Consider the following 16,877-nt stretch of genomic DNA (forward strand, 5'->3'; position numbering starts at 1 on the left):
GTCGGCGTTTGGTCAACTCCGCCCCCGCACAAGGGACTAGTCATGCCCAAAGTCCGCCGGCACGCTCTCGTCGCCGCCGCTTCCCTGCTGGCACTGCTCGGCAGTGCCTCCCCGGCGCTCCCCGCCGCTCTGCCCGTCGCCGCCCCCGTCCTGGCCCCGATCACCGCGCACCACCACGGCAACGGCGTGCTGCACGGCACCAGCTCCAACTGGTCCGGGTACGCGGCCACGGGTGGCAAGTTCACCAGCGTCAAGGCCAGCTGGGTCCAGCCCGCCGTCTCCTGCACCAGCGCCGACGCCTGGTCCGCGTTCTGGGTCGGTCTCGACGGCGACGGCAGCAAGACCGTCGAGCAGATCGGCACCGAGGCCGACTGCTCCAGTGGCTCTCCGGTGTACTCCTCCTGGTACGAGATGTACCCGTCCTACCCGGTGAACTTCAGGAACTCCGTGCAGCCCGGCGACCACTTCACCGCGAGCGTCACCACCGACGGCGCCGGTTCCTTCACCCTCACCCTGACCAACGCCACCGCCGGGTGGACCCGCTCCGTCAACAAGACCCTCCAGGACGCGACCCTGGCCTCCGCGGAGGTGATCGCCGAAGCCCCGTCGAGCCTCTTCGGTGTTCTCCCGCTGGCCGACTTCGGCACCGTCGACTTCACCGGTGCCGACGTCAACGGGCAGAACCTCGGCGCTTCGAACGCGTCGAGCATCGACATGGCGGAGGGAGGCGTCACCCGTACCACCACGTCGGAGGTCGGCAACGGCACCGACTTCTCGGTGACCTGGCACCACAGCTGACGCTCCTCCGGTAGCACCGTGCCGTCGGCCAGCCCGGTGGTGGTCGACGGCACCGCACCAGAAGGAGCCCCGCCGGGAGCCTTGCGCCGAACCGTCCGTGCCCCGAACCATCCACGGACCGAACCGACCACACGCCGAACCATCCGCGCGCAGAACCACCTGCCGGACCCGCCCCAGGGCCGTATGCTCACCGGATGGAGGCCAACCCAGCGGTGCGATCGTACGAAGTGCTCGTCTCCGGGGCCTACTTCGCGGATCTGGTGTTCCACGGTCTGGCCCGGCCGGTGCAGCCGGGCACGGAGGTCTTCGCCGACGGCTTCGGCCTGGTGCCGGGCGGCGCGTACAGCCTGGCGATGGCGCTGCACCGACTGGGACGGCGGGTCCTCTGGAGTGCGGACTTCGGCACCGACCCGTTCAGCGCCCACGTGCTGGCCTGCGCCAGGCAGGAAGGGCTGGCCGAGGGTGCCTTCCGCCACCACCCCTTTCCGGTACGCAGCCTGACCGTCGCCCTCGCCTGCGCCGACGACCGGGCGATGGTCAGCTTCCAGGACCCGGTCGACGCCCAGCCGCTCGCGCCCCTGCTCGGCCGCCTGCGCCCGCGCGTGCTGGTGCTGCCCCAACTCCGCTGGGACGAGGACACGGTGGTGGGACTCCGGGCGGCGCGACAGCTCGGCACGCTGGTGGTCATGGACTGCCACGACACCCCGGCGACGCTCGACGACCCGGCCGTGCGCGAGGCCCTCGCCCTGGTCGACGTCTTCACCCCGAACGACGCGGAAGCCCTCCGCCTGACCGGTGCCGACGGCCTGAGCGGCCTGGACGGCGCGATCGCCGCGCTCACCGCCCTGGTGCCCACCCTCGTGATCACGCGTGGCGCGCAGGGCGCGGTCGCGGTCCGGGAGGGCGAGCGGCACGACGCCCCGTCGGTCCGCTCCGGCGCCGCAATCGACCCGACGGCGGCGGGCGACTGCTTCAACGCCGGCCTGGTGCACGGGCTGCTCAACGGCTGGAGCCTGCCCGACTGCCTCGCCGCGGCGACCCTCTGCGGAGCCGCGGCGACCACCGCCCCCGGCTCCAGCGCGGCCCTGGACGCCGCGGAGCTCGCCCACCAACTCGACCGCCACCTCGACCGGCCGCTCGACCAGGACCAGCACCGGCCGTCGCGGGCAACCACCAACGTGGGACGAACACTTCACCACCGGACGTGATCGTGTTAGCGTCCCTCGGATGTCGAGGATTCTGGTCACCGATCTGGACGGCACACTGCTCGGCGGCACCCCGGACGACCGGATCCGATTACGGGATGCCCTGGCCCGTCACCCCGAGGTCACGACGGTCTTCGCGACCGGCCGGGGACCGGCCTCGATCCGTGAGGTCCTCCGGGATCCGCTCGTCCCCCGGCCACGGTGGATCATCGCCGACGTGGGCGCCACCGTCATCGACGGCACCGACTTCACCCCCGTCGACCCGGTGCAGGAGCAGCTGCGGGCCGGCTGGCCTGGCCCCGACCGGGTCCGCGCCGCACTGCGCCGCTTCCCCGCGCTCGCCTACCAGCAGGGCGTCGTCCAGAACGGCCGCTGCTCCTACCACGTGGACCCGGACGGGCTCACCGACGAACTCACCGGGGCCGTCGAGGCCCTCGGTTGCACCTGGGTGTACTCCGCGGACCGCTACTTCGACGTCCTGCCGCCGAGTGCCTCCAAGGGCAACGCCCTCCGCGCCCTGGCCGCGAAGCTGGGCTGGCAGCGCGAGCACATCCTGGTCGCCGGGGACTCCCTCAACGACCTCTCGCTGTTCCGCCTGGGCACCCACGCGGTGGTGGTCGCCGGGGCGGAACGCGCCCTGCTCACCGCCCTCGCCGAGGACGCCCTCGTCCACCGCGCCGACCGGGCCGGGGCGGGCGGCATCCACGCGGCGCTCCGGAAGCTCCGCTGGCTCTCCGCCGACCGCGACCCCGACCCCGACCCCGCGCCCGGCTCCACCTCCCGCCCCGGCTCGCGGCACGCCGTCGGTCCGAACTCGCTCGTGGTCGCCTACCACCGCCCCCCGCTGCACTGGAACGGCGACGACTGGCAGCCCCCCAGCAGCCCCAACGGCATCCTGCCCACCCTGAGCAGCGCCTTCGCCGACGGCCTGCCGGGCGTCTGGGTCACCGCCCTGACCGGACGCGACCGGCTCGCCCCGCTCCCGCAGCCCACCACCCTGCCGCTGTCCCCCGTCCCGCTGGACACCGCCACCTGGCACGGCTACTTTCACCGCGCCTGCAAGGAGACGCTCTGGCCGGTGCTGATGTCCGAGCCGGACCGGTCCGTCCACGACGAACGGGCCTGGGCCGACTACCGCAGGGTCAACGCGCGCTTCGCCGAGCACATCAGCGGCCAGGCCGCGCCCGGCGCCACCGTCTGGCTCCACGACTACAACCTGTGGCTCGTCCCCGGCCTGCTGCGCCGCCTCCGCCCCGACCTCAGAACCGGGCTGTTCCACCACACCCCCTTCCCGGCCCCCGAGGTCTTCGACACCCTCCTCGTCGCCGACGAGCTGCGCCGGTCACTGGGTTGCCTCGACTGGGCGGGCTTCCACACCGAGGACTTCGCCGAGCGCTTCCGCCGGACCCTGGCCGGACGGTCCGACCCGCCGCACACCGCCGTCCACCCCCTGGGGATCGACCGGCCGTTCGTCGAGGAGCTCGCCCGCCGCCGCGCGGCCCACCTCCCCGCGGCCCACCTCCCCGCGGCTCACCGCCACCCGGCCTCCGGCCGCCTGGTGCTGTCGGTCGAACGCCTCGACTACGCCAAGGCCCCGATCCAGAAGGTCGACGCCATCGACCACCTGCTCTCCCAGCGGCCCGAGCTGCGAGGCCGGCTCACCTTCCGGCTGGTCTGCCCGCCGCCCGAGCCCGGCATCACCGCCTACGACACCACCCGCCGCCGCCTCGAACAGCGTGTCGCCGACGTCAACGCCACCTGGAAGAAGGGGACTTGGCTGCCGGTCGACTACCTGCCCCGCGGCCTGTCCGCCGCCGAGGTGATCGACGAGTACCTGGCCGCCGACGTCCTCTGGGTGACGTCCCTCCAGGACGGGATGAACCTCACCGCCAAGGAGTTCACCGCCGCCCAGGCCGCCCTGCTCACCGACCCCCGCTCGCGCACCGGCCCGGGCCCGGGCGTCCTGGTGCTCTCCCGCCACACCGGCGCGGCCGCCGAACTCGGCCCGGCCGCCCTGCTCACCGACCCCCGCTCGCGCGACGACCTCAGCGCTGTCCTCGCCCGCGCCCTCGACCTCGGCCCCGCCGAACGGCGCGCCCGGATGGACCGGCTCTCCCGGCTCCTCGGCCACGAACGCCCGGCCGACTGGGCCGCCCGCATCGTCGACGGCATCCGCACCTGCACCCCCGGCCGCACCCCTGCCGGCACCCCCGACCCCGCCGCACCAACGGCCTGACTCCGCCAATCCGCCGATCCGCCAACACCTGCACGGTTCACGGCCCGGTCCGAGCGTTCTCATGAACTACCTCTTGCCCGTGGAGGCTTGGTGAGGGAATCATGACAGCCCTCACACAAGCGGGGAGTTGAGACCTCATGGGCGCCGTGATGGCCGGCACCGAAGTGGCACGGCAGGCGGCCTCGGCGAGTCGCCGTCAGCTGGCGGTCCTCCTGACCGCCAAGACGATCTCGGACATCGGCTACGCGCTCGACTTCATCTGCCTGTCCGTCTTCGTCTGGGAGCACAGCCGGTCGACGCTGGAGACCGGGCTGGTCAGCGTGGCGCTGTACTCCGGTGCGATTGTGGGCGGCCGACTCGGGCACCGCTACGGGGACCGCTGGGACCGCCGTCGGATGATGATCGGCGCCGACCTCGCCCGGGCCGGCATGCTGGCTCTGCTGGCCGTCCTGCCGACGGGCGTGCAGAACTGGTGGCTGTACCCGGCGGTGGTGGTGATCGGCACCGGGCGCTCGGTGTTCGAGGCCACGCTGTCCGCCGCCACACCCGTGCTGGCCGGCCCGCGCACCCCGTCGGTGAACAGCGCGCTGGCCGGCCTCAAGGGGGTGGCCTTCATGGTCGGCATGGGACTCGCCGCCGTCCTGGTCCCGGTGGCCGGGTACCGCTGGGTGTTCGGGCTGGACGCGGCCAGCTACACGCTCTCCGCGGTGGTGCTGCTCGCACTGCGCCTGCGGATGCGGGAGCCGGACGGCCGTGCCGCCGCGGCCCGGGACCGCTCCGGCGCCTGGCCGCTGCTGGTGGCGGCCGGCGTGGCCGGCCTGGTCGTGCTGCGCGGGCTGGACGCGTTCGGCAGCGCCTCCCAGCACGTCGGACTGCCCCTGCTGGGCACCGAGCTGCGCCCGACCGAGCCCGCCGTGGTCTCCGGTGCGGTGTGGGGCAGTTGGGCGGCCGGGTTGCTGCTGGCGAGCTTCGTGCTGCGACCGCTGGCGAAGCGCCTCGTCGAGCGCGCGCCGGCCCCGGTGTACTGCGTCGCCACCATGGTGATGTCGCTGGGCTTCATCGGGGTGTTCTGGCTCGACGGCTGGTGGCCGCGGCTGCTGGCGGCCGCCGGGGCCGGGCTGGGCGACGCGCTGAGCGAGATCACCTACAAGCAGTCCCTCCAGCAACTGCCCGACGGGCGGCGGGGAAGGGCGTTCGGGCTGTCCCAGATCACGGTCAACGCGGGCTTCATGTCCGGCCTCCTGGTCACGAGCCTGGTCCTGCAACCGGACTGGGTGGCGCAGTGGGTGCTGCTGCTGCACGGCGTGCCGCTGCTGGTGGCCGGCTGGATGGCGGTCGGCGCGGCCCGCACCGCCCGTACGGCCGCCCGCGCCGTCGGCACGGTCGGGCCCGCCGCCGGCACGGTCGGGCCCGCCTCATGAGCGGGAGACGCCGACAGGGCGGTCCCACCGGCGACGTCTACCTCGACTACGCCGGGCTGGGCCGGCTGCGGCCCGCCGCCGTCGCCGCCATGCGCACCGCCCTGGACGAGGTGCTTCCGTACGGCAGTGCCGAGGTCGGCCGCCTGTTCGGCGCCCGGAACGCCGCCCGGCAGTCCGTCGCCCGGCTGCTCGGCTGCACGCCCGAGGAGGTCGCCTTCGTCCCGAACACCTCGACCGCCATCCACCTGGTGGCCGACGGACTGGACTGGCGACCGGGCGACCAGGTCGTGCTGTTCGACCGGGACTTCCCGGCGAACGTCCGGCCCTGGCTGCGACTGCGCCGCTACGGCGTCGAGCCGGTCTGGGTGCCGATGCGTGACGGCGGCTACCGGATCGAGGACGTGGCCGCGGCCGTCGGCCCGGCCACCCGCCTCGTGGCGGTCAGCCACGTCAACTTCGCCACCGGCTTCCGCTCCGACCTCGACCGGATCTGCGAACTGGCCGCCGAGGTCGGGGCGCTGGTCTGCGTGGACGCCGTGCAGAGCTTCGGCGCGCTGCCGCTGTCGGTGGCCGGGACCCCGGTGGACTTCCTGGCCGCGGGCGCGCACAAGTGGCTGTGCGGGCCACCGGGCACCGGGGTGTTCTACTGCCGGGCCGACCGGCTGGAGCTGCTGCGCTCCACGCCCACGGGCTGGTTCGGCTACCAGGGCGCCGCGGAGGTGTCCAAGGGGCCCGGGCACCTGCGCTACGACCTGCCCGAGCGGGCCGCGACCGCCCGGGTCGAGGGCGGGATGTACGACCTGGTGGGCATGGCCGGGCTCGCCGCCGCACTGGCCGAGCTGGAGGAGACCGGCATCACCGCGGTCGCCGAGCGGGTGCGGACCCTGGCCGACCGGCTGCGCACCGGGATCGCCGGGCTCGGGTACGAGCCGGCGCTCCCGCCGGACGGCACCGGGCACTCGGGCGTCGTGAGTTTCACCGGGCGCCGGACGGAGGGCGTGGATATCGTCCGGCGATTGACGTCGGCCGGAATACACGTCTCCGTTCCGGACGGCTGGGTCCGCGTCTCCCCCCATTTCTGGACAAGCGATGAAGAAGTGTCGGAGATTCTCTCGGAGCTTGCCGTGCACAAGCCTTGACGGCACCGTTCCGGTCCGCGAAGAATATCGCTCAACCGCTTCGCCGGTCCGAATAATCCGGACCGGCCCGTGAAAAGAGAGGGGTTGCGAAATGGCTTACGAGACCTGGGAGTCCCTGGAGGACGAGGTCGAGATCAGCACTGGTGCGGCGGACTGCTGGACCTGTCTGATCGACGACGCCGGCGTCTGATTCCGGCACTCCACGAATACCCCGCGATGGAATTCATGGCTCGCTCGGAATTCCATCGCGGGGCATCTTGCCGATCGCCCGGAGCCCGGCCCACGAAAAGCAGAGGAACTACCGCGTGAACCGGTGGGAATTCAGTCACGGAATCGTCGGTGTCAACGCTCCGAGTTGGCTCACCTACGAGGTGCACCGCCCGTACTTCGACGGCGCCGAATCACCGGCCACGGTCATTCAGGCACGGTCTGCGGTCCTCGCCGCCCGGCGTTTCGAGAACCGCTCTCCGGGCGCGCTGCGGTTCGGCATGACGATGCCCGCGAGCTACCGCCGGCTGCTGGTGCAGGAGTCCCGGCTGACCGCCTACCGGGCGACGGTCCCGACCGACCTTCCCGACGAACTGGCCTCCCCCGCCTGGCGGCGGATGACCGGGGCGTACCGGCGGCACGCCGAGCTGGACCAGCTGGACCGGTCCGGCCTCGCGCACTGGCTGGTCGCGGTCTGCCTCCCCGCCGCGGTTCTCGAAGTCGTCCCGGCGGACCTCGACCCGGCGGCCTGTCAGGACCAGGTGACGGCCGCCGTGCAGGCCGCCCGCGCGGCCGCCCTGTTCGGCTCCGAGGGCCTCTCCGAGCGGACCACGGCCGCCTACCGGGTGCTGGCCGACCACCCCGCGCCCACCGTCGCCCACGTCCAGGCGGTGGCCGGCTGGGGCTACCTGCTCGCACGCCACGCGGGGGACGATTCCGCCGCGCCGCTCTTCCTCGGGCGCGCCCGGGAGTTGCTCAAGGACATCGCGGGCGAGCTCACCCGCTTCACCCACACCGTCCTGACCGCTCGGCTGGCACTGCGCGAGGTGATGTACGCCGAGCGGCAGCGGGACTTCGGCAGCGCCCGGGCTCTGCTGGCCGACGTCCGGGCGAGCGTCGCCGAGCTGACCGCCCCCGACGGGGACGACGAGCTGGTCCTGCTGGAGACCCGCCGGCGGCTGCTCGACCGGCACCTGGAGATCGCCGTGCGGACGGGCGACACCGAGGCCGAACGCGCCGCCGTCGAGGAGGGCGTGGCCCTCGACCCCTGGGACGTGAAGATCCGGATGCAGGCGGCACAGGCCCACGAGCGCGCGGGCGAGCACGAGCAGGCGCTGGCCGGCTACCTGCACGCCGCCCGGCTCGGCCCGTTCGGCACCGGCTTCGCCCTGCTGCGGGCCGCCGACCGCGCCCGCGAACTCGGGCACACCGAGTTCGCCCGGGTTCTCAACGAACGGGCCTTCCGCGCCGCCCCGCGCGCCGGCGCCACCCGGGACGCGCTGCTGGACGCCTGCCGGCGGGACGGCGACCGACCCCTGGCCGAACTGACCGAGCGGGCCGCCACCCGGGACCGGGAGCGGCCGTACGCCAACAACTGGCACTACCGGATGTACGCCTCGTACTTCAACCTGGGCGAGTCCGAATCGCCCGGCCTCTACGCCCGGCTGCCCAGCCTGGCCTACGAGTTCGCCGAGCGCGGGGGCGAGCGCGGGGCCGAGCGGGCCGAGGTCAACTGGCAGCGCCTGATGCCGCCCGCCTTCCGGGGCAACCTGATCCGCGAGTCCGGGCTGACCGAGTTCGCGGTCGACCACCCCGCCGACCTGCCCGAACACCTGCGCACGCCGCGCTGGAACCGGCTGTGCGAATGGCTGGACGACTTCGGCGGTCAAGGACCCGAGCGGCAGCAGCAGGTCGCCATGGTGCTGTACCGGCTCGGATTCGCCAAGCTCGTCCTGGAGTTGATCCCCGCCGTGCCGGTCGACCGGCTGCGGACCCCGGCCGAGCTCCGGCTGCACCACTGGCGCGACCTGGTGCGGTACGTCGCCTCCGTCGGCACCCGGGTGGCCGCCCCGGAGACCTCCTTCGCCATCGCGGAACACCCGGCCTGCCCGACCAACCTCCGGTTCGTCATCGCCGTGGTGGCGGTGGTGTTCCACGCCCGCGAGACGCGTTCGCTGGAGGAGGCGACGCGCTGGCGTGAGATCGGCGCCCGGGCGCTGGAGGAGCTGCTGGCGGAACCGGACCGCTCCCCGTTCGAGAAGATGATGGCGGAGAGCCGGTTCTACCGCAGCGTCAGCTTCGTTCCGTTCCTGGCCGGGGACCGCGGCTGGCTGGCCCGCGACATGGACCGTGCCGAGGAGCTCGCCCGGGCGGTGCCCGCCGAAGGGCCGTACCAGGAGTTCCTCAAACGGGAGAACCTGCGGGCCTGCGTGGAGAGCCGCTCCAAGGAGTGCTACGCCTTCGGCGAGGACGAACGGGGCGACCGGCTGGTCGCGGAGGCGCTGGCCCTGGACCCGTACGAGCCCAAGACCCACATCGAGGTGGCGGAGGGCCTGCTGCGGCGCGACCTCCCCCGGGAGGCGGCCGACAGCTACCTGCGCACCGCCCGGCTCGGCCCGGTCTCCACCGCGTTCGGCTACGCGTCGGCGGGCGAGTGCTTCCGGCGGGCCGGGCGGCCGGTCCTCGCCGAGGACTGCTTCCTCCAGGCCCTCCGGCTGGACCCGTACGCCATCTCCGCGGCCCGCGGCTGGGCGGCGGTCGGCGCGGCCAACGGCATGGGCGAGCTGGCCCGCACGTACCTGGCCGACCTGGAGGCCTGGGGAGCGGCCCGGCTCGCGGCCCGACGGGAGCGGCCGTGAGCGTCACCTGGGTGCTGCGCCCGGACACGGGCCCCGAGGCGGAGGCCGAGGCCGAGGCCGTCGTGCGCCCGGTGCGGGCCGGCGAGCCGCCCGCCGACCTGCCCGCCGCGTACCTGGCCGGCACCGGGTTCAGCGGCGAGGTGGGCCAGGTGCTGCAACTGCCCGGCGCGCCCGTGACCGTACTGCTCGGTGTCGGGCCGCGGGCCCGGCCCGACCGGGACGCGATCCGGGCCGCTGCGGCCGGGCTCGCCCGAGCCACCTCCGCCTACCGGCGGCTGGCCGTCCACGCGCCGAGCCCGGACCTCCGGCCGCTGGTCGAGGGCTACCTGCTCGGCGGGTACCGGTTCACCCGGTACCGGAGCGGCGCGGCCGCGCCGACCGACCAGCTCATCGAGGTGCTCGCCCCGGAGACGCCGGACGCCGCCCGCGGCCTGTTCGAGGGCCGCCGACTGGCAGAAGCCGTCCTCCTGGCACGGGACCTGGTCAACGAACCCGGCGAGGCCCTCACCCCGCCCGCCTTCGCCGAACACGCCGCCAGGATCGCCGCCGAGACCGGGCTGGACTGCGAGGTCTGGGACGGCCTGCGGATCGCCGACGAGCGGCTGGGCGGACTGCTCGGGGTCAGCCGGGGCTCCCTGGTGCCGCCCAGGCTGGTCAAGCTGGGCTACCGGCCGAAGCGCTGGACCGAGCGGATCGCCCTGGTCGGCAAGGGCGTCACCTTCGACGCCGGCGGCCTGTCCCTGAAGCCCAACGCGCACCTGGCCGGCATGAAGGCCGACATGGCCGGAGCGGCCGCCGTCCTCGGCGCGATGTCCGTCCTGGGCGCGCTGGACTGCCCCGTCGCGGTGGACGCCTGGCTGCCGCTTACCGAGAACATGCCCAACGCCGATCCGATCCGGGTCGGTGACGTCCTGGTCATGCGCGACGGCACCACCGTCGAGATCTGCCACGCGGACGCCGAAGGACGCCTGATCATGGCTGACGCACTCGTCCTGGCCGCCGAGACCGGACCACAGGCGATCATCGACATCGCCACCCTCACCGACGCCGCCGCGATCGCCCTGGGCCGCCGGGTCGCCGCACTGATGGGCACCGACGACACGCTGATCGAGCGCCTGCGCGCGGCCGGCGCCCGGGCCGGCGAACCGCTCTGGCCACTACCGCTCCCCGACGCGTACCGGCCCCAACTCCGCTCCCGGATCGCCGACCTGGTCAACTACACCCTCGGCACCCGGCACGGCACCGCCCTGCTGGCCGGCCACTTCCTCCGCGAGTTCGTCCCGCCCCACATCCCGTGGGCCCACCTCGACATCCAGGGCACCGCCCTCTCCGACACCGACGACGCCGAATGGCCCGCAGGCGCCACCGGCTTCGGCGTCCGCACCCTCGCCGAACTCCTCACGGCCCGCCCCGGCCCGACTGCCTGACTGCACGGGCGCCTTCTTCCGTCGGCGCGGAGGCCTGGAGTGGCGTGGAGGCGAGGGGGCGCGGGGGCGCGGAGTGGCGCAGATCACGGCAGGAGTCGTGCGGTGGGCGAAATGCGGGGGCCGTCGAGGTGGTTGGCACGGGCAACCGTTTTCGTCCCGGCACAGTCCACTGCCCGCCATCCGCGAGGAATCCCCATGACCGTCACCGAGCCCTCCGTCTCCCGCACGACCGAGATCCTCTCCCGCCCCGTCAGGATCAACGGGCTGACCGTGCCCAACCGCATCGTGATGGCGCCGATGACGCGCAAGTTCTCCCCGGGCGGCGTGCCCGGCGAGAACGTGCGCTCGTACTACGCGCGCCGAGCTGCGGCGGGCGTCGGTCTGATCGTCACCGAGGGAACGTACGTCGGCCACGAGTCCGCCGGTCAGAGCGACGACGTCCCGCGCTTCCACGGCGAGGAGCAGCTGGCCGGGTGGGCCCGGGTCGCCGAGGACGTCCACGCCGCGGGCGGCACGATCGTGCCGCAGCTCTGGCACGTCGGCATGGTGCGCAAGCAGAGCGACCCGCCCTTCGCCGGTGCCCCCGCCGTCGGCCCGTCCGGCATCCGGCTGGACGGCACCGAGGGAACCGGGCGGGCGATGACCCGGGCCGACCTGGACGCCGTCATCCACGCGTTCGCCGAAGCCGCCGCGGCCGCCGAGCGGATCGGCTTCGACGGCGTCGAGCTGCACGGCGCCCACGGCTACCTGCTCGACCAGTTCCTGTGGGCCGGCACCAACCGCCGCACCGACGCCTACGGCGGCGACCCGGTCGCCCGGACGAAGTTCACGGCCGAGCTCGTCGCCGCGGTGCGCGAGGCCGTCTCCCCCGAATTCCCGGTGATCTTCCGCTACTCGCAGTGGAAGTCGGAGAACTACGACGCCCGCCTCGCCGAGACCCCCCAGGAGCTGGAGGCGATCCTCGCCCCGCTCGCCGAGGCCGGCGTCGACGCCTTCCACGCCTCGACCCGCCGCTACTGGACCCCCGAGTTCGACGGCTCCGACCTCAACCTGGCCGGCTGGACCAAGAAGCTGACCGGCCGCCCCACCATCACCGTCGGCTCCGTCGGCCTCGACGGCGACTTCCTGGCCGCCTTCGCCGGCCAGGACTCCCCGGTCCAGGGCATCGACAACCTCCTCGACCGCCTGGAGCGCGACGAGTTCGACCTCGTCGCCGTCGGCCGCGCCCTCCTCCAGGACCCCGAGTGGGCCGCCAAGGTGCTCGACGGCCGCTTCGCCGACCTCCGCCCCTACGACGCCTCCGCGATCCGCAGCCTGAGCTGACCGCCGCACCCGCTGGTCTTGCGGGACGGGCCTTCGGGAGCGGGCCTTCTGACGGCCCCTGCTCCCCGGCGGTCGCCACCCGGAGCGGCCGCACACCTACCGGCGCGGAGCGGGAAGTCGGCCCGTCCGACTTCCCACTCCCAGGGCGACCCACCCACCTGGGCTAACCCGCCTACCTCGCCCGGTGGTTGGCGATCAGGTCGCGGTACCAGGCGTACGAAGCCTTCGGGGTGCGCCGCTGCGTCTCGAAGTCGACGTGCACGAGGCCGAACCTCTGACGGAACAGCCCCTCGGCCCATTCGAAGTTGTCAAGCAGGGACCAGGTGTAGTAGCCACGGACGTCGACGCCTTCGGCAACGGCCTCGGCGACGGCGTCGAGGTGGGCGGACATGAAGTCGATGCGGGGCTGGTCGGGGGTGGTGGACTCCTCGACGGAGCAGCCGTTCTCGGTGATGGTGATCGGCGGGAGGGCCTTGCCGTACGACTCGCGCAGGTGGAGGAGGAGTTGGCGGAGGGCGTCGGGGACGACGGGCCAGCCGAAGGCGGTGTGGGGGGCGTCGGGGATGTCGACGAGGGTGAAGGGGAGGCCCGGGTCGGTGGGGGCGGCGACGCGGGTGGGGTTGTAGAAGTTGAGGCCGAAGCCGTCGAGGCCGGGGGTGTGGATGAGGTCGCTGTCGCCTGGGTGGACGGCGCCGTAGATGTCGTCGGGGACGCCGAGGGCGGAGAGGTCGGGGTAGCGACCGAGCAGGACGGGGTCGGTGAACAGGCGGTTGTGGAGATCGTCGTAGGCCGCGGCGGCGGCCAGGTCGGCGGGCGAGGAGGAGGCCGGCTGGACCGGGGTGAGGTTGTTGGAGAGCATCACCTCCAGGCCGCGCTCGTGCAGGACCGAGGCGGCCAGGCCGTGACCGAGGAGCTGGTGATGGGCGGCGGGAAGCGCCTCGAACATCAGGGTGCGGCCGGGGGCGTGGGTGCCCAGGGCGTAACCGAAGACGGTGTGGACGAAGGGCTCGTTGAGGGTGATCCACGCCGGGACGCGGTCGCCGAGGCGGTCGGCGACGACGGCCGCGTACTCGGCGAAGCGGTACGCCGTCTCGCGGTTGAGCCAGCCGCCGAGGTCCTCGAGTGCCTGTGGGAGGTCCCAGTGGAAGAGGGTGGGGAGGGGGGTGATGCCGGCGTCGAGGAGTGCGTCGACGAGGCGGTCGTAGAAGGCGAGCCCGGCCGGGTTGACGGTGCCGGCGCCGGTGGGCAGGACCCGGGGCCAGGCGATGGAGAAGCGGTAGCCGTCCAGCCCGAGGCCCTTCATCAGCTCGATGTCCTCGAGGTACCGGTGGTAGTGGTCGCAGGCCACCGCACCGGTGAGGCCGTCGCGGACGGCGCCGGGGCGGGCGCAGAAGGTGTCCCAGACGGACGGGCCGCGGCCGTCCTCCCCCACCGCCCCTTCGATCTGGTAGGCGGCGGTGGCGGCGCCCCAGCGGAACCCCGCCGGCAGGTCGTAGCGATCCGGCATGGCAGCCTCCTGACAAGAATGTGAGGAGCCCTCATGTTATCGGCGCGACGCCAAAGCACCAGAGGACGGTCGACCACGCCCGAAGACCCCACGATCGCTCTCCCAGAGTTCGCTTGCCCCTTAGTCAAAGAAGCACTTCCGGAGACACTCGTCTGCACTGTCCGAATCCCTCATGGCAGGAACTCGACATATTCCACGCGTCAGCGGTAGTCCTCTGGGTGACCACCTTCTGCGTCGTGCTCTGCCACGTGCTGTGCGGGCTCTGGACAGGAACGTCGACGGCGCCTGTCGGTGCGGCCCTCGTGGTCGCGGGCGAGGCGGCGTGAGCGCATCAGACACGCGGTTGGGTCGGCCGCGCGGCGAGGTGCCTGCCCGTGGCAGGTCCTTTTCCGCGCGGCCTCCCGCCGAACCGGACATGCCGGTCTCCCGGTCATCCGGCTCTCCAGTGATCACAACGTGAATAATCCGGCCGTTCGCGCCGCACGGATGCGGTCATGACGGCCGGAAGGGGACGGGTCCGGGCCGTCAGGGAACTACGGCAGGGTCCACCGCTGGTTGGCGCCGCCGTTGCAGTCCCAGATCTCCAGCGGGGTGCCGTCGGCGGTGGCCCCGGCGGGGTCGTCGAGGCAGCGGCCGGACTGGGCGCTCATCAGGCTGCCGTCCGGCTGGGGCGCCCACTGCTGGTTGGCGCCGCCGTTGCAGTCCCAGAGTTCGACCGGGGTGCCGTTGGCGGTGCCACCGCCGGTGACGTCCAGGCACTTGCCGTTGTGGGTGAGGGTGCCATTGGTGCGGGTCCACACCTGCTGGGCGCTGCCGTCGCAGGCCCACAGCTGCACGGCGGCGCCGCTGGTCCCGGCGGTGGGTCGGGCGCAGGTGCCGGGCAGAGCGGAGGCGATCGGTCCGGTGTGGGTGGTGGGGGTGCCGGGGGTGAGGGCGAAGTTGTCGAACTGGTCGGTCTGGTAGCCCGTCACGCCGAGACCGGCGCGTCCGTTGGTGAAGCTGGTGTCGGTCGTGCTGCCCACGGCGGTGCCGTCGATGCTCGCGGTGAGGGTCGCGTTGTCCAGGGTGAGCGCGACGGTGTGCCAGCGGCCGGTGCCGAGGGCGGTGGTGGTGCCGCTCGCGAGGGTGGTGAAGTGCCAGCTGGTGTCGCTCTTGTCGATGGACCAGGCGCCGGTGTCGCTGACCCGCAGGTGGTAGGCGTTCAGGCCGTTGTTGTTGCGGCCCTGCTGGTTGACCCGGCCGAGGAGTTCGACGGTGCTCGACTGCTCGAACATCGTGTCGGCGGTGACGGTGTAGTTGGACCAGCTGCCGTCGCCCATCATCGTGTACGGGGCGTTGTACGGCTCGTCGGTCCAGTTGATCGGCCTGGTCGGGGCCATCTGGCGCAGGCAGGTGCCGGTGCGGCCGCCGCCGCAGGCGACGGTCTGGAAGGCGCCGTTCATGTCCGCGAAGTACTTCGGCGAGGTGGTCGTCGCGGGCGTCTCGAAGCCGTCGGCGTAGGGCAGCTTCATCGGCGCGGCAGGCGGCGGGGTGGCGGTGCCCTTGCCCTGGCCGGTGGTGGTGGTCACGGTGTAGACCCGGCCGGGCTGCAGGGTGAGGGTGTACGTGCCGTGGGCCGGAGTGACGTCCTGCTGGTGGACGAACCAGTCAGCGGGGTTGGTGGAGTTGAGGTCGGTGGACCAGACGTGGACGTTGCCGGTGGACAGGCCGCCCTTGACGGTGAAGCTCGCGGTCTGGGCGGCGGTGGCGTCCAGGGTCTCGATCACGGTGCTGTAGTCGCGGTTGTTCACGCCCTTCAGCGTGACGTAGCTGCCGTTGGTGCGGGCACCGCCGAGGTAGCCGCTCGCGGAGTCGATGTAGCGCCAACCGGGCTTGGTGAACTGGGTGGTGTGCGCGGTGACCCAGGTCGTCTTGCCGATGCTGTAGGTGCCGGACCAGGGCTGGTTGGCGATCGACATCCCGTCGGTGGAGAAGAACAGGTCGGGGTAGAGCGAGGCGATGACCGGCCAGTTGATGAACGAGGTCATCTTTCCGTCGAGGTAGCCGCGGTTGATCCCGCGCGCCACCGCCGGGGCGCCGCCGTCGGCGTCCTCGGAGCCGTTCTCGCTCGCCCACAGCGGCTTGCCGAGCGCCTGGGCGTTCGCCGGGCTGGGGCAACTGCTGAAGTCGCTCATGTACCCGCAGGGGTAGTGGACGCCGACGACGTCGACGGCGTTCTTGAATGCCGGGTCGGTGGCCATGGCGTCGGCCACGTCCCAGGTGTCGTCGGCGGCGACGACCTTGGTGGCGCCGTAACCGCGTGCCACGAGCGCGCTCTTCAGGTTCTCGTACCAGGCCTTGTCGAAGCCGCGCTCGTTCCACCCGCCGAGGTATGACACGTTCAGGTGGTGCCGGGTGGCGCAGCCCATCCAGTCCATCAGGTAGTTGACGCTGTCCTGGGACCAGAAGTGGCCGCCGCTGCCGGTGTTGCCGATCCAGCCGGGGGCGCCCCAGGAGAGGCCGTAGAACTTGATGTCGGGGTTGCGGGCCTTGGCCTGATCGGCCAGCCACCACTCGTAGCCCTGGTTGCAGTCGACGGTGCCGCGGGTGTGCTCAATGCTGGGTTCGGCGCCGTCGGTGGAGTTGGTGTCGCCGCCGATCTCCAGCTTCAGCACCTGCAGCGAGGCTCCGTACCCGGGCTTGAACAAGTAGTCGAGCAGTTGGCTGCGCTGGGGCTCCGGATAGTCCACCAGCAGGCGGGAGTTGCCGCCGCCGCCGGAGATCGCGCCGACCCCGTCGAAGGTGAGGCCCGGCTTGGTGCCGTCGATGGTGACGGCGGTGGGGGTGGGGGTGGCGGCCTGGGCGCCTGACGGCGCGATCAGGCCGCCCAGCGCGCCGGCGAGGACGAGCGCCGCGCTCAGGGCGGTGCGCCAGGTCGATGACAGGTGTTGACGGCCCATGGGCGTCTCCTGGGTGTGGGGAGGGGTGGCGGTCCG

General features: G+C 72.8%; 10 protein-coding genes. 8 read left to right on the forward strand and 2 right to left on the reverse strand.

Translation table 11 applies throughout. The annotated features are described in order from the left end of the window. Positions 1-42: 42 nt before the first annotated feature. The 8 genes from HS99_RS23240 to HS99_RS23275 all read left to right on the forward strand — a co-directional run bounded on the left by HS99_RS23240 (position 43) and on the right by HS99_RS23275 (position 12,395). The gene (locus HS99_RS23240; RefSeq protein WP_030557954.1) at positions 43-798 is read left to right on the forward strand and encodes a G1 family glutamic endopeptidase; all 756 of its coding nucleotides are present in this window, start codon (positions 43-45) and stop codon (positions 796-798) included. Between the two features lie 212 nt (positions 799-1,010). Beyond that, positions 1,011-2,006, forward strand: coding sequence for a carbohydrate kinase family protein (locus HS99_RS23245; protein WP_232790742.1), 996 nt, complete (start codon positions 1,011-1,013; stop codon positions 2,004-2,006). Positions 2,007-2,025: 19 nt separating this feature from the next. Further along, entirely contained in the window at positions 2,026-4,239 is a 2,214-nt protein-coding gene (locus HS99_RS23250; protein ID WP_050366382.1) for a trehalose-6-phosphate synthase, read from the forward strand. Between the two features lie 137 nt (positions 4,240-4,376). Continuing rightward, positions 4,377-5,660 carry an MFS transporter gene (locus HS99_RS23255; protein WP_030290485.1) on the forward strand — a complete coding sequence of 428 codons (1,284 nt, stop codon included), beginning with the start codon at positions 4,377-4,379 and terminating at the stop codon, positions 5,658-5,660. Further along, positions 5,657-6,799: an aminotransferase class V-fold PLP-dependent enzyme gene (locus HS99_RS23260; protein ID WP_030557958.1), complete on the forward strand. Its 1,143-nt coding sequence runs from the start codon at positions 5,657-5,659 to the stop codon at positions 6,797-6,799. Before HS99_RS23255 ends, HS99_RS23260 begins: the two co-directional genes overlap by 4 nt. A 305-nt stretch (positions 6,800-7,104) precedes the next feature. Then, the gene (locus HS99_RS45145) at positions 7,105-9,645 is read left to right on the forward strand and encodes a tetratricopeptide repeat protein (RefSeq protein ID WP_030557960.1); all 2,541 of its coding nucleotides are present in this window, start codon (positions 7,105-7,107) and stop codon (positions 9,643-9,645) included. Then, a complete protein-coding gene (locus tag HS99_RS23270) occupies positions 9,642-11,072 on the forward strand; it encodes a leucyl aminopeptidase (RefSeq protein WP_050366384.1) in 1,431 nt (476 codons plus the stop codon). Before HS99_RS45145 ends, HS99_RS23270 begins: the two co-directional genes overlap by 4 nt. Positions 11,073-11,267: 195 nt before the next feature. Further along, complete coding sequence (locus HS99_RS23275; RefSeq protein WP_030290481.1) at positions 11,268-12,395, forward strand: NADH:flavin oxidoreductase; 1,128 nt, start codon at positions 11,268-11,270, stop codon at positions 12,393-12,395. Between the two features lie 172 nt (positions 12,396-12,567). On the opposite strand, the gene HS99_RS23280 is transcribed toward HS99_RS23275, so the two are convergent. After that, a complete protein-coding gene (locus tag HS99_RS23280; RefSeq protein ID WP_030290480.1) occupies positions 12,568-13,902 on the reverse strand; it encodes a GH1 family beta-glucosidase in 1,335 nt (444 codons plus the stop codon). 533 nt (positions 13,903-14,435) lie between these two features. Continuing rightward, entirely contained in the window at positions 14,436-16,841 is a 2,406-nt protein-coding gene (locus tag HS99_RS23285; protein ID WP_030557963.1) for a ricin-type beta-trefoil lectin domain protein, read from the reverse strand. Positions 16,842-16,877: the final 36 nt, after the last annotated feature.

This window comes from Kitasatospora aureofaciens (assembly GCF_001188955.3).
Taxonomy (GTDB): domain Bacteria; phylum Actinomycetota; class Actinomycetes; order Streptomycetales; family Streptomycetaceae; genus Kitasatospora; species Kitasatospora aureofaciens.

Coding starts and splice junctions, on each gene's coding strand:
- HS99_RS23250 (WP_050366382.1), top strand. CDS start 2,026: ATGTCGAGGATTCTGGTCACCGATCTGGACGGCACACTGCTCGGCGGC.
- HS99_RS23240 (WP_030557954.1), top strand. CDS start 43: ATGCCCAAAGTCCGCCGGCACGCTCTCGTCGCCGCCGCTTCCCTGCTG.
- HS99_RS23255 (WP_030290485.1), top strand. CDS start 4,377: ATGGGCGCCGTGATGGCCGGCACCGAAGTGGCACGGCAGGCGGCCTCG.
- HS99_RS23260 (WP_030557958.1), top strand. CDS start 5,657: ATGAGCGGGAGACGCCGACAGGGCGGTCCCACCGGCGACGTCTACCTC.
- HS99_RS23275 (WP_030290481.1), top strand. CDS start 11,268: ATGACCGTCACCGAGCCCTCCGTCTCCCGCACGACCGAGATCCTCTCC.
- HS99_RS23280 (WP_030290480.1), bottom strand. CDS start 13,902: ATGCCGGATCGCTACGACCTGCCGGCGGGGTTCCGCTGGGGCGCCGCC.
- HS99_RS23285 (WP_030557963.1), bottom strand. CDS start 16,841: ATGGGCCGTCAACACCTGTCATCGACCTGGCGCACCGCCCTGAGCGCG.